Here is a 22849-nt window from a genome sequence, read left to right on the forward strand (position 1 = left end):
ATTTAGCATTAATATCAGCCACGCTAGGCTGTACAAAAGTTGCAAAAAATTTTACCCAATAACACTTTTAGGAATCTGACTCTTTTATATGCCAAACGGATTATTTCGTATGCTAAACAAAGAATTGCGTGATATGCCTTATTTTTAATAAAAAAGTGTGTGATATGCCTTGTTTTTAAAAATGCCATATTGTCAAATAACCATACTAAACACAGATAAGCACATGAAATTGTAAACATAAAAAAAAGTGGCAATAAATATGCTTAGTCTTTCAGTAATTCTAAATACGACTGGCGAAACTAACTATGATATCAAAACAGTTTTTTGCAAAGCGCTGGAGCATCGATAGCGAAGATTTACATTTCCTTCCTCAAACAGATTGCTTGCATCAAAGCTTACCTAAAGAGCTGGGAAACGGTCGATCCGCAATATTTCAACTTGAAGATGGCTTGCGTTATATAGAAACTCTGTATACACCCAATAGGGATTTGGCTGTGTTGAGTCGTATAGACTATCAGGAACCGCAACTTATCATGACCATCAGTTTAAAGGGACAATCCATTTTTACCAGTAAAGCAGGTAATGAGCTGATATTTAAACAAGGCTATACCACTCTAGTACCAGTGAATACTGATAGCATAGGTGAGCGACACTACGAAGCCAACATAACCACACAACAATTACGTTTTGCCCTGAGTAAAAACTGGCTGGAAAAATATTTTGGTGAAACTCAAACCAGACAATTGTTATCTCAAAAACATGAGCGACTACAGCCCACCGGTATTCAGGCACTAGTTAGGGCTCAGCAATTATTGGATCGCAATATTTTCAGTAGCAGCAACCGTCTTTTGATGCATGGGCAAGCTTTATCTTTACTTGCATTTGAACTGAGTTGCCTGATTGATAATAAGCCCAAAAATGTCATGCAAACTCATCAGAAAGATAGCATTATGGCAAGATCGGCGCGCGATATTTTATATGATGAATTTAAACAACCGCCATCCGTTGAGCAGCTAGCTAAACGGGTAGGTACTAACGCATTTAAATTAAAAAAATTGTTTCATCGCTATTTTAATAACACTCCTTATGGTTTATTGCTAGAAATCAGGATGAACAAGGCTTATCAACTACTCATTTCTGAACAATGTCAGGTGAGCGTGGCAGCGAATAAAGTGGGCTATAACCATGCCAGCAACTTTAGTACAGCATTTACAAAGTTTTTTGGTCAATCACCAAAAGCAATTACTAAAAAGGGTTGAGCAGTTTTGGCGGATATCAAATAGCTATAATCAGTGCATCAACCGAGATATAGCCTTGCCTAGAATTTAGTGAAATTAGATCGCGAAAATAGTGGTTTAGCCAACTTGCCTTGAATCCACAAGCAGATTACTTAAAGAACGATTTCGCTAAGCCGTTCTTTAAGTAATTCTTCTAGAAGTTTTTGATATTTCATTAGGTTACGTTACTGAGTAAATTTACTCAGTAACGTAACTTGGCGGATACTGACTCAAGCTACACGGACGTATGCACGGCGTCCTCTGACAGAATACCCTAGCATCAAAAAATAACATGCGCTAAGCAAACAAATGAGCTAAGCACTACCCAACATCCCTTGCTTTACTATAAACTCGGCGACATCTTTTACGCCTAGGCCCGCTTTAATATTAGTAAACAGAAAAGGTTTTTCGCCACGCATCAATTTGGCATCTCTGTCCATCACTTCTAGTGAAGCACCCACATAAGGCGCGAGATCTATTTTATTGATCACCAGCAAATCAGAGCGGGTAATACCCGGCCCACCTTTGCGGGGAATTTTATCACCGGCTGATACATCAATGACATACAAAGTAATGTCTGCCAGTTCTGGGCTAAAGGTAGCACTGAGATTATCGCCACCACTTTCCACCATTACGAAATCCAACTCAGGCCATCGCTCACACAATTCTTCGACTGCCGCCAAATTCATTGAGGCATCTTCACGAATAGCCGTATGCGGACAACCTCCGGTTTCCACACCTAAAATTCGCTCTTCGGGCAGTGCTTGACTGCGAATTAGAAATTGTTGATCTTCGCGGGTATAAATATCATTAGTGACAACGCCTATTTCATAGTCATCACGCATGTTTTTGCATAAGGCATCAACCAGGGCTGTTTTTCCAGAACCAACCGGCCCGCCTATACCTACTCTTAGCACTTGTTTAGTTATCATTTTTAGGACCTCATGAACGGAATAATCGGGAATATTGCATTTCGTGGCGACTACTGGCTAAAGCTAGCCCAAAAGCACTACCACCTAACTGATGATCTGTTAGCATTAGAGAATGCTCGACAATAGCAGGTAAGCGCCCGGCAAGTTTTAACAGCAATTGTTGACCAGCCACCTGACCTAGTGGTATTAATTTAACCCCGCACAGCACTTGATTCTCCAGCCAGCTCCATAGATAACCCGTAACTGTATGCTTTTTATCTATCTGCCAACGTACTGCAGCCAGACTAAACAAGGTGGCTAGAGTAGTCTCGGGGCGTTTTAACCAGTTTTCGGCATCGGGCATCTCCAATTGATTAAGCAACCTTGCCAGCGCCTGACCGGTTTGCCGATCTTCTGCACGCAACTCATAGGTTTCTCTACTCGCGTAAAGTTGTTCAGTCCAGTAATAAACCGCCGTATAATCGGATAGTAGCCAAGCATCGTATAACCGAGCTAAATAAGCCGCGTCCAAATAACACAAATTATTTTGCAACACGCCAGAAATCCATTCTTCCAATTCAGTGCTGTTGGTGATCCAGCCGTCATCAATAGCACGTTCCAACCCCTGCGAGTAACTGTACATCCCAATCGGCAGACCTGGGCTGATCAACTGCATTAAGCGCAATAAAGCAACATCAGCCAGCATGAGTATGATATGCCCCAGTTTCTGGCTCAAAAGGCAAGGTTAAATGTTCAACTTGTAAACCTAAACCTATCAACATTGAATCCAGCACATGATCGGCTAAATAGCGTAATTCATGCGGCATAATTTGTAAGGCAACATGACGATTACCCAAGTGGTAACAGGCGCGGGCAAACAGTAAATCATCCTGGCAATGCACTACCGATAAGGCTTCCGGCGCGGCTTCTACGCGTACTTTATAACCTTGACTTCCGGTTAAAACCAAGCCACTGCGTAAGGATTGCCCTCGCTGTAAAAAAAGACCCACTTGAATACCACTTTTAGTAATAGCCGGTTGGCGGGTTTTTTGTCGATCAGAAAAAACCAGGCTCAAGGTATCATCAGCTATTTCGCCCGTTTGCAGAGTTTCGGTTAGTTTTAACATTGGCTTTTAAAATAAAAAATAACGTTGTGCAAAAGGCAATACGATAGCGGGTTCACAAACCAGCAATTGATCGTCTGCCCGTACTTGATAAGTTTGTGGATCGACACTGATATTAGGCTGATAATGATTATGCTTTAAATCTGCCTTACCGATAGTTCGAGTATTTTTGACAGTACCCACCTGTTTTTGCAAATGCAGACGGTTAGCAACCCCTGCAGCTACGGCCGCCTGGGACATAAATATCATGGAGTTTGCGGCTGCTGTTTGCCCAAAACTACCAAACATGGGTCGAAAATGCACGGGTTGTGGGGTAGGTATTGAAGCATTGGCGTCACCCATGGGTGCTGCGGCTATCATGCCACCTTTCAAAATAAGACTGGGTTTTACACCAAAAAAGGCGGGTTGCCACAACACTAGATCCGCCAATTTGCCCGCTTCTATGGAACCCACTTCATGGGCAATACCATGACTGATAGCTGGATTAATGGTGTATTTGGCAATATAGCGCTTTAGTCGAAAATTGTCATGCCGAGACGTATCCGATTCTAATGAACCGCGTTGCATTTTCATTTTATGCGCGGTTTGCCAGGTACGGATAATCACTTCCCCCACCCGGCCCATGGCCTGCGAATCTGAGGAAATCATGGAAAAAGCGCCTAAATCGTGCAGGATATCTTCGGCGGCGATGGTTTCGCGGCGAATCCGCGATTCGGCAAAAGCTACGTCTTCTGGAATACTGGGATCAAGATGATGGCACACCATTAGCATATCCAGATGTTCATCTACGGTATTAATGGTATAGGGACGGGTTGGATTTGTGGAAGACGGTAGTACATTGGCAAGACCACACGCTTTGATAATATCCGGCGCATGTCCACCACCGGCACCTTCGGTATGATAAGTATGAATAGTGCGTCCTGCAAAAGCTGCAAAGGTATCTTCAACAAAGCCAGATTCGTTCAATGTATCGGTATGAATAGCCACTTGAACATCATAGTTATCTGCAACCGTTAAACAGCAATCAATCGCTGCTGGTGTTGTCCCCCAATCTTCATGTAATTTAAGCCCCATCACCCCGGCTTGAACCTGCTCTACCAAAGCACCAGGCAGGCTGGCATTACCTTTACCCAGCAAGCCAAAATTCATGGGAAAACCATCTAGGGCAGTTAACATTTTCTCAATATGCCACGGACCTGGGGTACAAGTAGTGGCATTGGTGCCAGTGGCGGGACCCGTACCGCCGCCAATCATGGTAGTTATACCGGAAGCCAGGGCCTCTTCAATCTGTTGCGGACAAATGAAATGGATATGTGCATCGATGCCACCCGCCGTTAGAATCTGCCCTTCCCCTGCAATCACTTCGGTACCTGGACCAATGATAATATTGACATTGGGTTGTATATCGGGATTTCCCGCTTTACCCAACATAGTGATTCTGCCGTTTTTAATTCCAACATCGGCTTTCACTATGCCCCAATAATCCAAAATCAGTGCATTGGTAATCACCAAATCCACGGCCTGCTGCGAATCATGCTGCCCCTGCCCCATGCCATCGCGAATGACTTTGCCACCACCAAACTTAACTTCATCACCATAACAGGTGTAATCCGCTTCTACTTCCAGAATCAATTCGCTATCTGCCAGACGCAAGCGATCACCAGTAGTCGGGCCAAACATATCAACATAGGCTTTACGACTCATAGTACTCATGGCACTGACTCCAAATCACCCATAATTTCACCCCGAAAACCATAGACTTTTCTTAAACCGGCAAAGGCAACCAGTTGTACCTCTCTATGTTGTCCCGGCTCAAAACGTACTGCTGTACCAGCAGGTATATCCAGGCGATAACCCAAGCTTAACTGCCGATCAAAATGCAAGGCAGGATTGGTTTCATAAAAGTGGTAGTGTGAACCGACCTGAATCGGTCTGTCGCCACTGTTGGCTACCAGTACCTTACAGGTAGATCGGCCTATATTGAGTTCTATATCGTCCTCGGACGGAAACATTTCACCTGGAATCATTTGCTGCTCCTACACTATAGGGTCATGTACCGTGACTAACTTGGTACCATCGGGAAAAGTGGCTTCAACCTGAACATCATGTATCATTTCCGGCACACCTTCCATGACTTGTTCACGACTCAACAAAGTACGACCATAGGCCATTAATTCGGCGACACTTTGACCATCTCGAGCTCCTTCGATAATGGTAAAGGAAATATAGGCGATAGCTTCTGGATAATTTAAGGTCAAGCCACGTGCCAAACGGCGTTCTGCCAGTTGAAATGCAGAAAACAACAGTAATTTGTCTTTTTCTCGATGCGTTAATTGCATAATTGTTCGATATCTAAGATTATAAAAGTGATGGGTTAGGTGGCCCAAATACGTGGATTACAGGATTTTTGACCGATTAATTCGGTCCTTAAAACATCCCTGACTTGCTCAAAAAATGCACGCAACTTATCTGCGCGTTGATCAAGGGCTCGACAAATCAGCAAATCATCCAACAAAGTGACCCCTCGTCCTGGCTGCTCGGCGATTAAATCTTGCACTAAGCTTAACTGGTGACTATTCACAGGGCAAGCAAACAAAGTGCCGAAACTGGCGTTATTTTGCAAACCCCAATTCGCTGTAAAGGCTTGCGCGTCTAGATTGATTCGTTCATGGTAGTGTAATCGACCACCACGCCTAATCTGCCAGTGTAAACTGGCAAAACCTTGAGTAAACCCTTCATCAGCCGCAGGTCGCCCTAATATCAGCACCTCCCAGCCTATAAATGTCGAGTTGTCGCCCAAGTTAATACAACAACTGGAGTCTAGCTGCGCCCCCTCAAAGAGTAAAGTTTCCTGTGGCAGCCATTCCAAACTGGCCTGTTCGGCAACCGTTAAAGACACAGTTTGTGTAGCGGTTTTACCTACGCTACGATAAAACTTACCTGCAGCCGGCGTCGTAATCAGCACTTGCGCATTTTCGTCGACATTGATTGCAATATTGAGGCGATCACCTGCCACCACGCCACCAGGCGGATGTAATAAATAAACATGGCAAAGCTTGTCTTCTGGATAAAATGGCCGTTGCACAGTCAGTGGCCCACGGTGCTCACAATGCGCCATCACTGTTTTATTTGCGCGATAGACAAACCCCAATCTTAGTTCAGCCTCCCATTCTGTACAAAAAGTGTCAGTATGTAATGAGTAATTGTTATCCATTCAGTGTTGTATTTTTGTCTAAAACTCTATCCAAGCATGCCATTCGCGTAATCCTAAAACAATTGCAGGATACGATTTTCAAACCAGCATGAAGTTCAGATTATATAACTATACCGTTAAATAACGCTTAACCATATCATCCTGTAGTTCACTCATATTGCCATTAGCGATATGCCGACCTCGATCCATAATACAAAATTGGTTTGCCACTTTCCTGGCAAAAGGCAGTTTCTGCTCGACTAGCAGGATGGTTACGCCTAATTCACTGTGAATACGATTAATGGCCTGATGCACATCACCTACCAAGTTAGCATCTGCTTGCGCAACGGGAATACCTTTAGCCCGATTCAAGCGCAAAATCACGTCGCCAATCTCGGTAACGATATTAGGTTGAATGCCCTCTGTAGGTTCATCCAAAATCAATAAGCGGGGTTGTAACACCAACGCTCTACCTATAGCAAGCTGTTGCTGCTGTCCACCAGACAAATCTCCGCCCCGACGTTTGAGCATTTGTTTGAGTACGGGAAATATTTCGTAGATGGCATCTGGTATTTTTTTTATACCGTGCTTTTGAGCGGCGCGTAAACCGGTTTTAAGGTTTTCCTCAACGGTTAGCAGCGGAAAGATCTCTCGACCTTGTGGCACATACCCTATACCCAGTTCCGCCCGAGCTTCTGCCTTAGTTTGACTGAGTTCCACACCGTCAAATTCGATACTACCGCCTTGTACAGGAATCAAACCCATAATCGATTTTAATAAAGTGGTTTTTCCGACACCATTTCTGCCCATCAAACACACGCAACTACCGGCAGTGACTTTTAAATCAAAATCCCACAAGGTGTGACTTTCGCCATAAAACTGTTGCAACATACTAATATTTAACATTATCCCCCCAGATAAACCTGAATGACGCGTGTATCATTTTGTACTTCATCCATCGTACCTTCAGTTAAAACACTACCTTCGTGTAACACCGTCACTTTTCGAGCAATGCTGCGCACAAACTCCATATCATGCTCGACTACCACAATAGAGTGTTTACCTTGCAGAGAGAGTAACAATTCCGCAGTGCGCTCAATTTCCTGATGAGTCATGCCCGCAATAGGTTCATCAACCAACATGACTTTTGGTTCCTGCATGAGCAGCATACCAATTTCCAGCCACTGTTTTTGTCCATGCGACAAGGTACCCGCCAATTGCCCCTGTAACTCAAGCAAACCTATAGAGCATAATACCGTGTGCACTCGCTCACGCTGCTCTGCATTCAATTTATGAAACAGTGTGGCCCAAGTATTTTTATTGGTTTTTAAGGCTAGCTCCAGATTTTCATACACGCTTAGGGCGCTAAACACGCTAGGCTTTTGAAACTTGCGACAAATACCCGCCTGGGCTATGGCGGGTTCGTCCATCTGCAATAAATCTATGGTTTGTCCAAAGTACACTGAACCACTATCTGGCTTGGTTTTACCGGTTATGACATCCATTAAAGTGGTTTTGCCTGCGCCATTTGGACCTATCAAACAACGTAACTCGCCCTCGTCTATATATAATGACAAATGATTTAGGGCTCTAAAACCATCAAAGCTAACACTCACATCTTCCATATACAAGATAGGCCCATGACTGGTATCTACATCCTCTGTCAGAGCATGCACGCCGAATTCTGAACTAATAGCAGGTTGATTCATAGCAATTATCCTTTTATTGGCAGGGTAATCGGGAGTGGCTGTTGTCTGGTAAAGCGACGTATCAAGCCGACAATACCATCAGGCAATAACAGGGTTACCAAAATGAATACTGCTCCCAGACAAAACAACCAAGCATCGGGCATGAGACCGGTTAATACTGTTTTTGCGTAATTAACTACTACTGCACCAATAATAGCTCCGTATAAAGTGCCTCTACCCCCGATTGCCACCCAAATAACAATTTCCAATGAATTCAGTGGTGAGAATTCGCTGGGATTAATAATACCCACTTGCGGCACATACAAGGCACCTGCTAACCCTGCAATCATTGCAGCAAATACAAACACCCACAATTTGAATAATTCAACACGATAACCCAGAAAACGCACTCTGGACTCTTGATCACGAATAGCGGTGACTACCCTGCCTAACTTGCTGGTCACTATCCAGCGACTTAATAACAACACCAGAATCAGACTCAATCCTGACAAAAACAGCAACACTAAACGTACCGATTCTGATTGAATATTAAATCCTAGTATTTCTTTGAAGTCAGTTAAACCATTGTTACCACCAAAACCCATTTCATTTCGAAAAAAAGCTAATAACATAGCGTAAGTCAGTGCTTGGGTAATAATTGACAAATACACACCGGTAACGCGTGAACGGAAGGCCAGCCAACCAAACACAAAAGCGATGCTGGCAGGTGCCAAAAACACCATCAAAGCAGCGTAAGGAAAATGAGAAAAGCCTTGCCAATACCAGGGTAACTCTGTCCAATTTAAAAACACCATAAAATCGGGTAATTCAGCATTACCATACACACCACGACTACCAATCTGCCGCATGAGATACATGCCCATCGCATAGCCACCCAGCGCAAAAAATACGCCTTGACCCAACACCAGAATACCCGCATATCCCCAGACTAAATCCAAGGAAAGACCCAATAAAGCAAAGGTTAAATATTTTCCAATTAAGGACACACTGTAACTGGAAAAATGTAAAAACGATTCTTCCGCAAACAGTAGATTAAAGATAGGCACCAATAATGTAATGGCCGATAACACCAACAGCACTGAGACATAGGGTTTATCAAGAGTTAACCAGAAATGACGCATAATTTAATTCTCCGCAGCCCGACCCTTTTGCGGGAACAATCCGCGTGGGCGTTTTTGAATAAACAAGATAATAAAGACCAATACCAAAATCTTGGCTAATACTGCACCGGCATAGGGCTCTAGCACTTTATTGGCTATACCCAGTGAAAATCCGGCTACCAGCGTACCAAACAGATTACCGACCCCGCCAAACACGACCACCATAAACGAATCCACAATATAAGCCTGCCCCAGATTAGGACCCACATTGGTAATCTGACTCAAAGCCACTCCAGCTACCCCGGCTATCCCTGAACCCAGTCCAAAAGTCATTGCATCTACTCGCGCAGTAGGAATGCCCATAGCTCTGGCCATGGAACGATTCTGCGCTACAGCACGCACTTCTAAACCAAGCTTGGTGCGTTTCAGGATTTGCAATAACGCGACAAACACCAGCAAACTAAAAATCAAAATATAAAAGCGATTCCAGGTCAATGATAGAAAATCATTAATTTGCCAAGACCCACTCATCCATTCCGGCGAGGAAACGCTCCGATTCAAGGGCGAAAAGATAGAGCGAACGGTTTGTTGCAGAAATAAACTCACACCAAAAGTGGCTAATAAGGTTTCTAATGGCCGTCCATACAGAAAGCGGATAATACCGCGTTCAATAATAATCCCGACCAATGCTGTCACCAAAAAGGCCACCGGGATGGATAAAATTAACGCAGTACCCAAATTTTGCGGCAGCAATTGCTGCATAACATAGGTAGTATAGGCACCCAGCATCATCAGTTCGCCGTGCGCCATATTGATGACCCCCATCACCCCAAAGGTAATGGCTAAGCCTATAGCCGAAAGCACCAGTACCGCCCCCAGACTTAAGCCAAAAAACACTGTTTCTATGGCAGCGTACATTTGCAAGCGGCTTTTTACATTGCTTAATGCGGCTTCTGCCAGATTGCGTACATCGCTATCCGCCTCCAGATACTGGCCTTCGGCATCTTTGTCAGCCAGGGTTTGCAAACGGTTCAAGACATCCTGACTATCGTGTAATTTAAGCGTATTAATAGCTGCAATACGCTTGCTTTTATCGTCGCTATCAATCTGTTTTAACAACACCACTTGTTCGATAGCTGTTTTAATTTTTAAATCAGTTTCCACCAATTGATGAGCTTGCAACAATTCCAGCGCTTTATCATCGATATCCTTGCTCATAGCTTTAACTGCCTGTAGGCGTTGCTGAGGATCGGCAGCATTTAACTGTAATTTACCTAACATTTTACGTAAGGTGCTACGTAATTTATTAGTCAGATTTATTTTGCCCAAGGCACTGCTCTCTACCGAGGGTAAAGCGTTCTGGGTAGCTGCATCAATTAAGGCATACGTTTGTTGATCTTCAGTAGCGATAACCAGTCGACCGGCCTCTTTTAAATCGAACAATTTGCCATCCTGCAAGGCTTGCAAAACAACCAAGCTGCGTGAATCTTCAGCGAGTAGTTCTATGGCTGCTTCACGTTGCTGCATATTACCTTGTCTAAGCTGTTCTAATGCCGCAGTAAAGGTATCCGGAGTTTGCGCGGCAACCAGTTGCGAAACACCTGATAAAATTATCAGGACACCACACAGACAAAGACATTTGAAAACGCCAGCCAATGTTGGCTTGATGAAGTTTATAGCGGTAGTAGTCAACATTTGCAGAGGGATTAATATTGTGCACTCATGCTCACCATAACCGGCTGGCGTTTTCAAATATCTTTTACGGGTTTTCACAGAGCTTAATCTCTCTACTAACCACAAACAGAGTGTCATTAAATTTTTGCCAAAATTTATAATCATGTTAGATATCCTATTTAAGAGCTACTGCTAGGGTTTGCAGAGCATCCTTGCTCTGCAAATCGGTTAAACTCTGGCTGTTAATAGTGCTGCCCAGAACATTTTTTAGTTTTGGTATTGTAATTTCCACAACTAATCGGTGCTGTCCAATCGGCAATGATAGGTTTACTGTCAGGCAAGTAATCTGACCAAGCATCTCCATCGACTAACTTATTGGTTTGCCAGACGGTAACAAATTGACCATCACCCTGAATTTCACCAATCAAAACTGGCTTACTAATATGGTGATTAGGTAACATTTTTGAAGTACCGCCAGTTAGATTCGGAAATTCGACCCCAATCAGGTTTTTCTGTACGGCTTCAGGATCAGTCGTTCCGGCTTTCTCTACCGCTTTAACCCACATATTAAAACCAATGTAATGCGCTTCCATTGGATCGTTGGTTACGCGTTTTGGGTTTTTAATATAATCGTGCCATTGTTGTATAAATGCTGCATTGCGAGTCGTGTCAACACTCATAAAGTAGTTCCAAGCCGCCAAATGCCCAACCAGTGGTTTGGTATCCATACCGGATAACTCTTCTTCACCCACTGAAAAAGCTATGACTGGAATGTTTTCGGCAGAAATACCCTGATTGCCTAGCTCCTTATAAAAAGGGATATTGGCATCGCCGTTAATAGTTGAGACAACAGCGGTTTTTTTGCCAGTTGAGCCGAACTTTTTAATATCGGCCACAATACTTTGCCAATCAGAATGTCCAAAAGGTGTGTAGTTAATCAAGATATCCTTATCCTTAACACCTTTGGATTTTAAATACGCTTCCAATATTTTATTAGTGGTCCGCGGATACACATAATCAGTTCCGGCCAGTACCCAGCGTTGCACTTTTAAATCATTCATCAGGTAATCCACTGCTGGAATGGCCTGTTGATTAGGTGCAGCGCCTGTGTAAAACACATTTTTAGACGATTCTTCACCTTCGTATTGGACGGGGTAAAATAAAATACCATTTAATTCTTCGATAACCGGCAATACCGATTTACGCGACACTGAAGTCCAACAGCCAAAAATAGCGGCCACTTTTTCTTTGGTGAGTAACTCACGGGCTTTTTCGGCAAACAACGGCCAATTTGAAGCGGGATCGACTACCACCGCTTCTAATTTTTTGCCTAACAATCCACCTTTTTTGTTTTGTTCATCAATCAACATCAACATGGTATCTTTTAACGTGGTTTCACTGATAGCCATGGTGCCTGACAGCGAATGTAATACACCGACTTTAATAGTCTCTTCGGCATAAGATACAGAGGCTCCCGCCCACAACATAGCACCTAATACCAAGGGCTTGGTCAGTTTTACAAATGGATTTTCACTAATTTTCATAAATTTTTCCTACAGAACAGTGGAGATTAAATTTGATATTGGAAACCAAGCATCATCTGATTGACTTTTTCTCCGGTGGCACCGGTGGTGTAATTCAGACCTTTGCTGAGTAGATCGCCATACTGCCAGCTGAGTGAAACTTTGGCGTTATGACCATCAATGATGTAATTAAGACCCGCCTCATAGGCTTCGCGAGTGGTACTGGCTGTTGGTGCAACGTTGACATAGCGTAGAAAGGGTTGTGCCTGTCCTATCCAGATTTTTTGTGGAAACAACCACATACCACTCACATCGTAGGCATTACCTTCAAACATATTGAAGTTAGGTGTGCTGGCTGCTAAATTAGGGTTATAGTTACCGGAAATACCATAATTTTTATATTCGCCATCTAGAGTCAGAACCCCACCTGGCAGAACTTTTTCCATCAACACATCAACTGCAGTGCCACGGAAGCTTCCGTGAAAATTGGTACTACCTGCGCCCTGATCTTGAAATTGATTTGAAACACCGACAGTTAAGATGTCGCCACCTTTGCCGTAATAGGTACCAGAGGTATAATAACCCGGATTTTTTTCCACATCCCAAAAGTTATAAGCAAAACGTTGTGCGTACAACAAGTTATCGTTTACATTTGCCCCGCCGCGTAAGCCGCGAAAAAAACCAACCGCATATTGAAAGCGCTTGTCAAAAAACGCCCCCCAAATTGTCGCACCATCATCCCGGCCAAAAGACCCGGCAGACGTACCGTTATTTTGGATGGTAGTATTGTAATCTGCCGGTTCAAACGGTGTTCCTGCCCCAAAAACATTGTAGATTGGGCTATAAAAAGGTCCGTTCATTTCGCGCCGTTCCGCAGGCACCAGCATACGACCCACCCACAGATTGTAACCAGCATCAATATCAAATTTACCGATGGCGTCCAGTACTCTCACTTCACCACCGTTACCACAGGTCTGGCAATCGGTATTGAATTCAAATTTTATGTATTTATGTACTTGTCCGTTAAAATACAAACGGATATTATCCAGACTAAAGTTATTACTCCACTGCGAATTACCCGGCGTACCCGCGGCGGCTTCCTGGGCGGTAAAACTGGTACGTAAACCAGCCCCCACACTTAGCCATTTGGTATCATCAATTTTAAATGTTGCGCCTGCCACAGCATTGGAGGCTTGCCCAATGCTTAAGGTGCCTAAGGCCACACAAGTCACTAGTCGTAACTTTCGACCATGGGCTTTATATCGAATTAAATGAGTCATGTATATTCCCCTAAGTTGGATTAATGCGGCCAACGACTTACGATGGCTATCAAAAAACTGCAGGTGAATTTTTGACTGAATTTAGTTTTGCCACAATTAGTCAAATGACTCATCAGTCATTTGACGTATGGCTGAAAAAGCCTTATTTCAGTAGAGTTTGTAACCATTATTCGGAGTAATACTATGCACATTCAGTTTAATATTCGGTTACTAACCGCCACCACTTTCTTGATGTTTAGTGCTTGCCTATGTGCTGAGCAGGCCACGCCAACACATATCGGTCTGGAAATAAGCGCCGATAACTTGCCCTCCATACCATCAGAACTGACTAACAAAATTCGCAGTAACTTAAGCGAGTGGGGATACTCGCTGCCATCCAGCGGCCCTTATAGCCATCAATTACGCGCAGTGATTGGCAAAATCAATCATGAAAACACACCAGTAGGCTTTTCGTTTTCTAGTGGCAACTCAGATCCACGCGCCTCAGATTTTCAAAAGGCGGATGTACTTCCCATAACTTGTCGATTAACGGATGAGGCGCATGCCAAAATAGTATCAGAATGGCAATCTAGCTTTAGTGTCAGTACTGACACACCCAAAAACAGCGAAAAGCTGAACGATGAAATCAGCACTGTCTGTCTTGAAGTACTTAATCGTGCCAAGATTAGCAAACAGCAAACGCCTGAAAATACGACACTGAAACAACCCAAATGGCTGCCAAGTGTGTCTATTGTGGTAAAAAATGCGAATACCGACAGGCAAAATACGGGTGGTGTATCTAAGGAAGAGACGTCTACTGACGATGAAAAAAAGGAGCTTATCATTCAAAATCAGGGTACGCCGTTGACTATCCAATTTGGACCGGATCGGCGCTAAAATGTTAATTTAGTTGCAATGACTACCGCAGATTATTCAAAACCGCTAAATTGCTGACAATTGTGGTTTTTAATGCTGGGATTACTTGTAGAATACTCCTTGCAGCAAAAAAGTGTCAGAGCAAATTTGAACTGCGAGTAGTCTATAACCCGAATGGCACTGATTTAAGCGAATTTTCTTTAATATTCAAATATATAATTACGTAGGATGTGGTGATGCACGAACCGCATCTTCCGCGAATTAGGTATAAGCTGAATGTTCAGCCAACTTGATGCGGTTCGTTACCTCACCACATCCTTGTATGATTGATAATAAAGGTAAACAGGCTTAAGTAAGTGCCATTCGTCTATAACCCCTTCCAGATAGTGTGAAAACCTTGCGCCAAACGATTACCAAAATTCGCCGAGATTATAATGCTTTAGTCGCAAATGAAACCTTGGAAGACTATGCCTTGCGCTATGCTCCCCGCAGTTTTCGTAAATGGTCAGAGTTTCAGGTTGCCAGCACTGCCTTTGGCTCCACCTCATTTTTGGTCCTCGAAGCGATAGGTGGTTTTCTATCCATCAATTATGGATTTACCAACGCTTTTTGGGCTATCGTAATTGTCGGTATTATAATTTTTGTTACCAGTTTACCCATTACTTACTATGCAGCTATTCATCACATTGACATTGATCTATTAACCCGTGCAACCGGGTTTGGTTATATTGGATCAACCGTTACTTCTTTAATATATGCGTCGTTTACCTTTACATTATTTGCGCTGGAAGCGTCTATCATGTCACTGGCGCTGGAACTGTTTTTTCATCTGCCATTGCCTTATGCGCATATTGTCAGCGCAATCATTGTGATACCACTGGTTACTTTTGGTATAACAACCATCAGTAGAATGCAATTCTGGACTCAACCCTTGTGGCTGATTTTATTAATTGCACCTTATATTGCAGTTGCTAATGCAGAGCCAGATGCTTTTGTTACGGTAGAAAGTTATTTCTGGATAGCAGGCAGTGGCCAAGGCTTTAATTGGCTGATGTTTGGCAGCGCAGCCACCGTGGCTTTTTCCATGGTGGGACAGATTGGCGAACAAGTCGATTTCTTACGATTCCTGCCAGACAAGACCCCGCAAAATCACTACCGCTGGTGGGCCGCCATGCTTATGACAGGTCCAGGCTGGGTAGTGTTTGGGGTATTACGCCAACTAGCGGGTGCACTATTGGCGCATTTGGCCATTCGGCACGGCATTGATCCGGTACATGCTCATGAGCCAACGCAAATGTATCTGGTTGCCTATCAGGAATTATTTAGTGATCCACAGTGGGCTTTGGCCGCTACCACCCTATTCGTGGTGCTAAGCCAGCTCAAAATCAACGTGACAAATGCCTATGCCGGTTCGCTAGCTTGGTCTAATTTTTTTTCGCGTATTACACACAGTCATCCTGGTCGAGTAGTCTGGCTATTTTTTAATGTACTCATCGCCGTACTATTAATGGAGTTTGGCGTATTTGGTGCCTTGGAAAAAGTGTTAGGCCTATTTTCCAATATGTCCATCGCCTGGATCAGTGCGGTGGCAGCAGATTTGATGATTAACAAACCGCTAGGTCTAAGCCCTAAACAAATTGAATTTAAACGCGCCTATTTACCCGATTTAAATCCTGTGGGCATTATTTCTACCTTCGTAGCCTCTATGGTGTCAATTCTGGCTTATATCGGTATTTTTGGAGAAACAACTCAAGCATTTTCCGCCTTTATTGCTTTGGGTTTGTCTTTTATACTGGTTCCCTCGCTTGCATGGCTGACGGGAGGTAAACACTATATTGCACGTGATCGCGAATTCAACAATCAGTTTGCCAAAGCAGTCTGTTCGATTTGTGAAAATGAATTCGAGCACGAAGATATCGCCTATTGCCCAGCATATTCAGGCAGCATCTGTTCTTTGTGTTGCACACTGGATGCTCGTTGCCTAGATTCTTGCAAAGTTGGGTTTCGCTTTGATGATTATCTGGAACAACTGGCCAATTATCTGTTACCCAGTTTAATTAGCCTGACTGCACGTTTACGCTTACTACGCTTTGGTTTAATGTTTTTAATTCTGGCAGTATTAACCGGTATTTTCGTCAGTATTATTTATTATCAAGACTTGCTAAGTGTGCAGCAAAATACGCTAGCCTTTCAGTTATTAACCAATAATTTTCTTAAGATTTATTCTTCGCTACTGGTATTTATTGGTCTGTGTACTTGGTGGTTAATATTAAATGCCGAGAGTAGACGGGTAGCCCATGAGGAAACAGCAAAACAAACGCAATTGCTATTACAGGAAATAGACAAACACAAAATAACCGACTTGAAGTTGCAACAAGCCATGAAAATGGCTGACAACGCCAACCAAGCCAAAAGCCGTTTTTTAAGTAATATGAGTCATGAAATACGTTCCCCTTTGAACAGTATCATTGGCTACACTCATATTCTGCATCAAGACCCCAAGTTTCCAGCTCACCGTCGCCAAGCCATTGAAACGCTTAAACGTAGCGGAGAACATCTCTGCTCATTGATAGAAGATGTGCTTGATATTGCCCGCATTGAAGCCCGCAAGTTCGATTTTAAATATCAACCATTCCATTTTCCCAGCTTTATCGAACATCTGGTACAAGTTTTTCAAGCGCAGGCAGAAAATAAACAGCTCGCTTTTAATTGCCAGATTACCACCGTATTACCGCAATACATTCGCGGAGATGAAAATCGCGTTGGTCAAATTTTAATGAACTTACTGGGCAACGCAGTAAAATTCACCAGCACTGGTAGTATAAACTTCCGCATAGGCTATAGTAGTGGGGTTGCCACCTTTCAAGTGATTGATACCGGTACCGGGATTGATGAACAACAACAACAAAATATCTTTCAGCCATTTACTCGCTTGGATAATTCCATGGGTAACGCTACTTCAGGCAGTGGACTTGGCCTCACTATCAGTAAGATTTTAACTGAGGTGATGGGTGGAGAATTGGTAGTACAAAGCCAAATCAATCAAGGATCGACGTTTTCAGTAAGATTGTTATTACCCAGTGTTAATGCCGAACTGGAAACAGAGCCGCAAGCCGATATTGTCGGTTACAAAGGACGGCGGCGGCGTATCATGATAGTGGTCGACCAACACGAACATCGTGAATTGATGTTATCGTTACTGGAACCTTTGGGGTTCTATCTTAGTGAAGCCTATTCTGGTGAAGATTGTCTGAGCAAAATAGCAAATCAAGTACCCGATTTGTTGTTACTGGATATGTCAATGAGTGGCATTAATGGCATTGAAACTGCACTACGCTTAAGGGAGCAGGATATCAACATCCCCATTGTAGTTATTAGCGCCAACGCTTTCGCCGATGACAGAGTTGCGGCTTTAAATGCGGGCTGTAACGACTTTTTAACCAAACCATTTCGAGTGCCGGAACTACTTAGTAAACTTAAACTTTATCTGGCATTGTCGTGGCAATTTAAAGATGATGAACAACATGCAGAACAGCAAGAACTAAGCGCAGTAATCGTTCCACCAACACACTTATTACAAGCATGTATTGAATGTGTACGTATTGGTGATTTGTTAGGATTACAGCAATTGCTACGAGAACTCAGTGCAGAACACTTTGAATACGCCCCCTATTTTGCCAAGCTTACCGATCTGGCCAGCCAGTTTAGAGTCGGTGAAATTAAAACCCTATTAACGAACTCTACCCATAAAGAGACTACGTAATGATCGCTACGATGCCCAATCTAGGTACTGTCTTAATCGTGGATGATACCCCAGGCAATCTGGCTTTATTATCAGATACACTTTCTGAAGCTTGTTACCGGGTGTTAGTCGCAACTGATGGTGCATCAGCTATTGAACAGATTCAGTATATCAAACCGGATATCATTTTATTAGATGTCATGATGCCGGGTATTGACGGCTTCGAAACCTGTAATCGTATCAAAGCAAATCCAGATACTGAATCCATACCCATATTATTTATGACCGGACTGAGTGAACTAGACCATTTGCTGCGAGGTTTTCATGAAGGCGCTCTAGATTATATTGTCAAACCGATTCGACCCGCTGAAGTTTTGGTGCGTATAGAAGTACATCTCACTCAAACACGTAATCTACATCGTGCTGAAAGTATCCTGATTGATAGTGAGTTTGCGGCATTGTCTATCGATAGCACTGGCTGTATTGATTGGATGACACCAGCAGCCAATTTATGGTTGTTAGATTTTCTTAAATCGCAACCCCATTTATCAGCGTGTCAATTAGGTGATTTGATACCTGCTCCTTTGCTGCTATGGTTTCAATCTTGGCGGGAACAAAAAGCCGAAGCTATTTATACTAGCTCTAATCAAGCATTAACTGCTAGCATTAGTACCTGCCAACATCCTAATAAGTATTTGATACAACTACATAGAAACGAAACCGCTAATAGCTGGGATGCGGAAGAACTTAAACAGAAACTTAAATTAACTTTTCGGGAAGCTGAGATTTTGATGTGGATATCACGCGGAAAAACCAACAAGGAAATTGGCCTGATTCTTAATACCAGTCCACGTACTGTAAATAAACATTTGGAACATATCTTTGAAAAACTGGGCGTTTCTACCCGAGCCGCCGCTGTCACCAAGGCAATACAGACAGAAAATAGATAGAAGCCACTGCTCACACAGAGCCCTTCGACTTTGCTCAGGAAAGCCTTGTCGAAGGGTGGTTTTTCGAATCTCCCTTCTGTATATTTTGCCAATACATTAAAAACCGATAGCCCTTATGGATCGTATTAGTTAAATGCATCCCCTAGCATTAACCCAACCAAATGCTGGTTGCATAATAATTCAGCAAATTTTTCACTCGGTAGTGGGCGGCTTTTAAGTAAGCCCTGATACATGTCGCAACCTTTTTCCTGTAAAAATGCCAGTTGTTCCTGAGTTTCAACCCCTTCGGCCAACACTTTCATGCCTAGTGTATGCCCCATGGCCACAATGGTGGCAGCAATTTCCATCGCATCTACATTGTTGGGAATCTCATCAATAAAACTTTTATCGATTTTCAGTACATCAAGAGAAAACCGTTTTAGATAAGCCAGAGATGAATAACCGGTACCGAAATCGTCAACAGCAATACGTATGCCTAGCGTATGTAACCAGTTTAAAATATAAACTTTTTCCTCATGGTTATCCATTAACCCACTTTCAGTAATTTCCAATTCAAGTTGTTGCGGCGGAAATTCTGTTTCTTTTAACACCTTGGCAACCATAGCACAAATATCGCTACGCTTAAATTGATAAGGCGATAGATTAACAGCCAGACTAACAGGAGATAAACCCATAGCCAGCCATTTTTGTCCTTGTTGACATGCCTCACGCAACACCCATTCACCTAGCTCAACAATTAAACTGGTTTCCTCAGCAATGGGTATGAATCGAGAAGGTAAAATCAGTCCCTCATCAGGATCTTGCCAACGCAGTAGAGCCTCAGCTCCTATAATACGCCCAGTGCAAATATCCACCTTAGGTTGATAGTACAAACACAACTCTTGTTGTTGAATCGCGCGTCGCAAGCGAGTTTCCAGTTCGATATGCTCTCGCACTGAAAGAGTTAACTGTTCAGAGAAATAAGCAAAACAACCCCGCCCCTGATCTTTGGCACGATACAAGGCTGTATCGGCATGATCCATTAATACTTCCGGATTATCACCATGCTGAGGATAGAGACTGATACCAATGCTGGCACCAATCCTGACATCGTCACTTTGCAAAAGCTGGAAAGGTTTGCTTAGATCCGCCACAATTTCTTTAGCTACCCGTGCTGCATCATCGGGGTGGATAATATTATCGAGTAATATCAAGAATTCATCACCACCCAAACGCGCAACCAAATCTATTTCACGCAAGCGACTGGTAATTCGCCCCGCAACTTGTTGCAGCAAATCATCTCCAGCCAGATGGCCCAAATGATCGTTAACGGCTTTAAATCGATCCAGATCCAGCATCAGTAGCGCCAATTGTTTATTTTCGCGCCGATCCACATCAATACAATGCTTAAGACGTTCCAACATCAAGCGGCGGTTAGGCAAATCGGTGAGCGCATCATAGAAAGCCAGATGTTTAATTTCTTCTTCGGCTACTTTTCGTTGCGTAATATCTTCATGCGTTGCAACATAATGCGTAATTTGACCATCATTGCTGGTAACAGCTGTGATGGTTAACCACTTTGGATAACTTTCTCCATTTTTACGTTGTCCGCAAATTTCACCCTGCCATCGGCCATTAATAGCCACACATTGCCAGATACTCTGATAAAAAGCTTCATCGTAACTATCCGAATTAAGTATACTTATTTTTTGTCCCACCAGTTCTGCAGCTGTATAACCTGTAGATGCAATGAAAGCATTATTGACCTGTAAAATGATACTTTTGGTATCCGAAATGACCATTGCCTCCTGAGCCTCAAAAGCAGTTGCCGCAATACGCATATGCATATCTGCCTGCTTGCGCTCGGTCAAATCGTGACTAAAAGAAAAACAAAATTCCTCACCCTCATCAACAATGTAATTTGTGGTAATTTCTACCGGGAAAACCGATCCGTCCTGACGTTGATGAATTGATTCAAAGGTATACGTTAACCCTTTCTTTAGTTTTTCCCAATGCTCAGTCCAGGATTCGGGCGTGATCATTGGATCAAAAAACCAAATAGGCTGGTTTATGATTTCCGCACGCGAATAGCCAAGACTGCTGCAGGCTGAGTCGTTAATATCAATCACCTGAGCATGGTTGTTTATCCAAAAAAACGGGCTATTGCTTTTATTCATGGCTGCCGATGCCAGCTTAAGTTGATGCTGGCTCAGTACATAATCATTATTGTTCCATAGGGTTCCAATTAAACGCAGTGGATTGCCCAGTGAGTCCTTAACTAAATGCGCATGCCCCTTGAGATGACGTAAAGTACCATCCGGCCAAATTACCCGAAACTCTGGCTGATATTCTTTTTTGTCAGCAATAGCCGCTTTTAGTACCGCCTGCGCTTGAGATTTATCAGCAGGGTGTAGCCTGCTTAACCAGATCTGGTAGGCATCTGAATCATCCTCGCGACGAACACCATACAGACTGAACATGGTGTCATCCCAAACCAATTTAAGTGTTTGCAAGTCTAAATCCCATATGCCAATCTGACCTGAAGTGGTCGCAATTTTTAGCCGTTCTTCGCTAACACGTAATTGTCTGGTTGTTTCCAAATTTCGTGAAAATGTAGCAGCTATCAAGGTAGACAAACCCAAAATAACGGTAGTGAGTATAACCACAACAGCAAGTGTCTGGGTATTGAAGCCCAAATTAGTCGTTGGGTCTGGCACTATTTCAGCTGGAATAAAATAGGCGGCAGACATAGCGATGTAATGCATGCCGGATACCGCCGTAGCAAGAACAAGCGCCAGCAAAGCATTATTTCTTGATTTGCAATCAGTCTGCGTTGCTATGGTCCGCAACAGTAAATAGGACAATGCAATTGCTACAAAGACTGCCACAGCAAATAAATACGGATTATAGCCAACGAAACCTTCCAGTTGCATGGCAGCCATACCAGTAAAGTGCATCATGGCAATACCTATGCCTAAAAACGAACTGGCAATAATAGGTGGTAAGCGTTTACTCCCCTGCTGTCCTAGACTTACAAGAGCCAACCCACTGACCAGAATACTGGGGAGCATAGATAAGAATGTAAGCGGCATATCATAATGCACAGTACAAGGTAAATTTAAGGCCAGCATGCCAATAAAATGCATAGACCATACACCGATTCCTAAAGTAAGCATACAGATAGCTAACCACATCAGCTTGCTAAATATATCTTGTTGAGCAATACGGCTTGCCGCATTAAGTGCAGCATAAGCACTAACAAAGGCCAACAGCACTGAGACTGCCACTAACCAGAAATTGTAATAGCCTTGGTATAAGTGACTCTCATCGGGTGAAATGGGTAAAAAGTAAAACATTGTGAGCATAGAACTGTAACCTGTTATTTATGAGCTCCATAACTCATGCATGCTAATTTTAGCAGTTCAAAAGTAACGAAATCTACCACAACATTAAACGCTCATTAATAAACCTGATGAGCAATGTGTCCCAACTAAGGTAGGCTATGCATGAATTGGCAAACGCGAATAGGGGA

At 43.2% G+C, this 22849-nt stretch carries 18 protein-coding genes; 4 read left to right on the forward strand and 14 right to left on the reverse strand.

The window, feature by feature from the left end; translation table 11 throughout:
• Positions 1-305: 305 nt before the first annotated feature.
• A complete protein-coding gene (locus ABH008_RS15955; RefSeq protein ID WP_347986606.1) occupies positions 306-1259 on the forward strand; it encodes an AraC family transcriptional regulator in 954 nt (317 codons plus the stop codon).
• 332 nt (positions 1260-1591) lie between these two features.
• On the opposite strand, the gene ureG is transcribed toward ABH008_RS15955, so the two are convergent.
• From ureG to ABH008_RS16020, 13 genes are all read right to left on the reverse strand, one after another.
• Positions 1592-2209 (reverse strand): urease accessory protein UreG, encoded by a 618-nt coding sequence (gene ureG / locus ABH008_RS15960; RefSeq protein WP_347986607.1) that lies wholly within the window; start codon positions 2207-2209, stop codon positions 1592-1594.
• A 10-nt stretch (positions 2210-2219) separates the two neighbouring features.
• Positions 2220-2924, reverse strand: coding sequence for an urease accessory protein UreF (locus tag ABH008_RS15965; RefSeq protein WP_347986608.1), 705 nt, complete (start codon positions 2922-2924; stop codon positions 2220-2222).
• Complete coding sequence (gene ureE, locus ABH008_RS15970; RefSeq protein ID WP_347986609.1) at positions 2884-3315, reverse strand: urease accessory protein UreE; 432 nt, start codon at positions 3313-3315, stop codon at positions 2884-2886. Before ureE ends, ABH008_RS15965 begins: the two co-directional genes overlap by 41 nt.
• 6 nt (positions 3316-3321) lie before the next feature.
• A complete protein-coding gene (ureC, locus tag ABH008_RS15975) occupies positions 3322-5025 on the reverse strand; it encodes an urease subunit alpha (protein WP_347986610.1) in 1704 nt (567 codons plus the stop codon).
• On the reverse strand, positions 5022-5339 hold the full coding sequence (locus tag ABH008_RS15980) for an urease subunit beta (RefSeq protein WP_347986611.1): 318 nt from the start codon (positions 5337-5339) through the stop codon (positions 5022-5024). The genes ureC and ABH008_RS15980 overlap by 4 nt, the downstream gene beginning before the upstream one ends.
• Before the next feature lie 9 nt (positions 5340-5348).
• Positions 5349-5651, reverse strand: coding sequence for an urease subunit gamma (locus tag ABH008_RS15985; RefSeq protein ID WP_347986612.1), 303 nt, complete (start codon positions 5649-5651; stop codon positions 5349-5351).
• A gap of 35 nt (positions 5652-5686) precedes the next feature.
• On the reverse strand, positions 5687-6526 hold the full coding sequence (locus ABH008_RS15990; protein ID WP_347986613.1) for an urease accessory protein UreD: 840 nt from the start codon (positions 6524-6526) through the stop codon (positions 5687-5689).
• Positions 6527-6634: 108 nt separating this feature from the next.
• On the reverse strand, positions 6635-7411 hold the full coding sequence (locus ABH008_RS15995; protein ID WP_347986614.1) for an ABC transporter ATP-binding protein: 777 nt from the start codon (positions 7409-7411) through the stop codon (positions 6635-6637).
• A complete protein-coding gene (urtD, locus tag ABH008_RS16000; protein WP_347986615.1) occupies positions 7411-8214 on the reverse strand; it encodes an urea ABC transporter ATP-binding protein UrtD in 804 nt (267 codons plus the stop codon). The genes ABH008_RS15995 and urtD overlap by 1 nt, the downstream gene beginning before the upstream one ends.
• A gap of 5 nt (positions 8215-8219) precedes the next feature.
• Complete coding sequence (urtC, locus tag ABH008_RS16005) at positions 8220-9335, reverse strand: urea ABC transporter permease subunit UrtC (protein WP_347986616.1); 1116 nt, start codon at positions 9333-9335, stop codon at positions 8220-8222.
• A 3-nt stretch (positions 9336-9338) separates the two neighbouring features.
• Entirely contained in the window at positions 9339-11153 is a 1815-nt protein-coding gene (gene urtB / locus ABH008_RS16010; protein ID WP_347986617.1) for an urea ABC transporter permease subunit UrtB, read from the reverse strand.
• 77 nt (positions 11154-11230) lie between these two features.
• A complete protein-coding gene (gene urtA / locus ABH008_RS16015) occupies positions 11231-12475 on the reverse strand; it encodes an urea ABC transporter substrate-binding protein (protein ID WP_347989987.1) in 1245 nt (414 codons plus the stop codon).
• An 83-nt stretch (positions 12476-12558) separates the two neighbouring features.
• Positions 12559-13791 (reverse strand): hypothetical protein, encoded by a 1233-nt coding sequence (locus ABH008_RS16020; RefSeq protein WP_347986618.1) that lies wholly within the window; start codon positions 13789-13791, stop codon positions 12559-12561.
• Positions 13792-13974: 183 nt separating this feature from the next.
• Between ABH008_RS16020 and ABH008_RS16025 the strand changes: the two genes are divergently transcribed.
• The 3 genes from ABH008_RS16025 (at position 13975) to ABH008_RS16035 (ending at position 19338) form a co-directional block, all read left to right on the forward strand.
• Positions 13975-14667 carry a hypothetical protein gene (locus tag ABH008_RS16025; RefSeq protein WP_347986619.1) on the forward strand — a complete coding sequence of 231 codons (693 nt, stop codon included), beginning with the start codon at positions 13975-13977 and terminating at the stop codon, positions 14665-14667.
• A gap of 367 nt (positions 14668-15034) precedes the next feature.
• A complete protein-coding gene (locus tag ABH008_RS16030; protein WP_347986620.1) occupies positions 15035-18409 on the forward strand; it encodes an ATP-binding protein in 3375 nt (1124 codons plus the stop codon).
• Complete coding sequence (locus ABH008_RS16035) at positions 18409-19338, forward strand: response regulator transcription factor (RefSeq protein ID WP_347986621.1); 930 nt, start codon at positions 18409-18411, stop codon at positions 19336-19338. Before ABH008_RS16030 ends, ABH008_RS16035 begins: the two co-directional genes overlap by 1 nt.
• A gap of 125 nt (positions 19339-19463) precedes the next feature.
• Here the strand turns inward: ABH008_RS16035 and ABH008_RS16040 are convergent, their stop codons facing one another.
• Positions 19464-22682, reverse strand: a complete 3219-nt coding sequence (locus ABH008_RS16040) for an EAL domain-containing protein (protein ID WP_347986622.1) — start codon at positions 22680-22682, stop codon at positions 19464-19466.
• Between the last annotated feature and the right edge of the window lie 167 nt (positions 22683-22849).

Origin of the sequence: Methylomonas sp. AM2-LC (assembly GCF_039904985.1) — a bacterium.
In the GTDB taxonomy this organism is placed as follows: Bacteria; Pseudomonadota; Gammaproteobacteria; order Methylococcales; family Methylomonadaceae; genus Methylomonas.

Excerpts from the sequence above, each read along its gene's own strand:
- ABH008_RS15955 (WP_347986606.1), top strand. The coding sequence starts at position 306 with ATGATATCAAAACAGTTTTTTGCAAAGCGCTGGAGCATCGATAGCGAA.
- ureG (WP_347986607.1), bottom strand. The coding sequence starts at position 2,209 with ATGATAACTAAACAAGTGCTAAGAGTAGGTATAGGCGGGCCGGTTGGT.
- ureE (WP_347986609.1), bottom strand. The coding sequence starts at position 3,315 with ATGTTAAAACTAACCGAAACTCTGCAAACGGGCGAAATAGCTGATGAT.
- ureC (WP_347986610.1), bottom strand. The coding sequence starts at position 5,025 with ATGAGTACTATGAGTCGTAAAGCCTATGTTGATATGTTTGGCCCGACT.
- ABH008_RS15980 (WP_347986611.1), bottom strand. The coding sequence starts at position 5,339 with ATGATTCCAGGTGAAATGTTTCCGTCCGAGGACGATATAGAACTCAAT.
- ABH008_RS15985 (WP_347986612.1), bottom strand. The coding sequence starts at position 5,651 with ATGCAATTAACGCATCGAGAAAAAGACAAATTACTGTTGTTTTCTGCA.
- ABH008_RS15990 (WP_347986613.1), bottom strand. The coding sequence starts at position 6,526 with ATGGATAACAATTACTCATTACATACTGACACTTTTTGTACAGAATGG.
- ABH008_RS15995 (WP_347986614.1), bottom strand. The coding sequence starts at position 7,411 with ATGTTAAATATTAGTATGTTGCAACAGTTTTATGGCGAAAGTCACACC.
- urtD (WP_347986615.1), bottom strand. The coding sequence starts at position 8,214 with ATGAATCAACCTGCTATTAGTTCAGAATTCGGCGTGCATGCTCTGACA.
- urtC (WP_347986616.1), bottom strand. The coding sequence starts at position 9,335 with ATGCGTCATTTCTGGTTAACTCTTGATAAACCCTATGTCTCAGTGCTG.
- urtB (WP_347986617.1), bottom strand. The coding sequence starts at position 11,153 with ATGATTATAAATTTTGGCAAAAATTTAATGACACTCTGTTTGTGGTTA.
- urtA (WP_347989987.1), bottom strand. The coding sequence starts at position 12,475 with ATGTTGTGGGCGGGAGCCTCTGTATCTTATGCCGAAGAGACTATTAAA.
- ABH008_RS16020 (WP_347986618.1), bottom strand. The coding sequence starts at position 13,791 with ATGACTCATTTAATTCGATATAAAGCCCATGGTCGAAAGTTACGACTA.
- ABH008_RS16025 (WP_347986619.1), top strand. The coding sequence starts at position 13,975 with ATGCACATTCAGTTTAATATTCGGTTACTAACCGCCACCACTTTCTTG.
- ABH008_RS16035 (WP_347986621.1), top strand. The coding sequence starts at position 18,409 with ATGATCGCTACGATGCCCAATCTAGGTACTGTCTTAATCGTGGATGAT.
- ABH008_RS16040 (WP_347986622.1), bottom strand. The coding sequence starts at position 22,682 with ATGCTCACAATGTTTTACTTTTTACCCATTTCACCCGATGAGAGTCAC.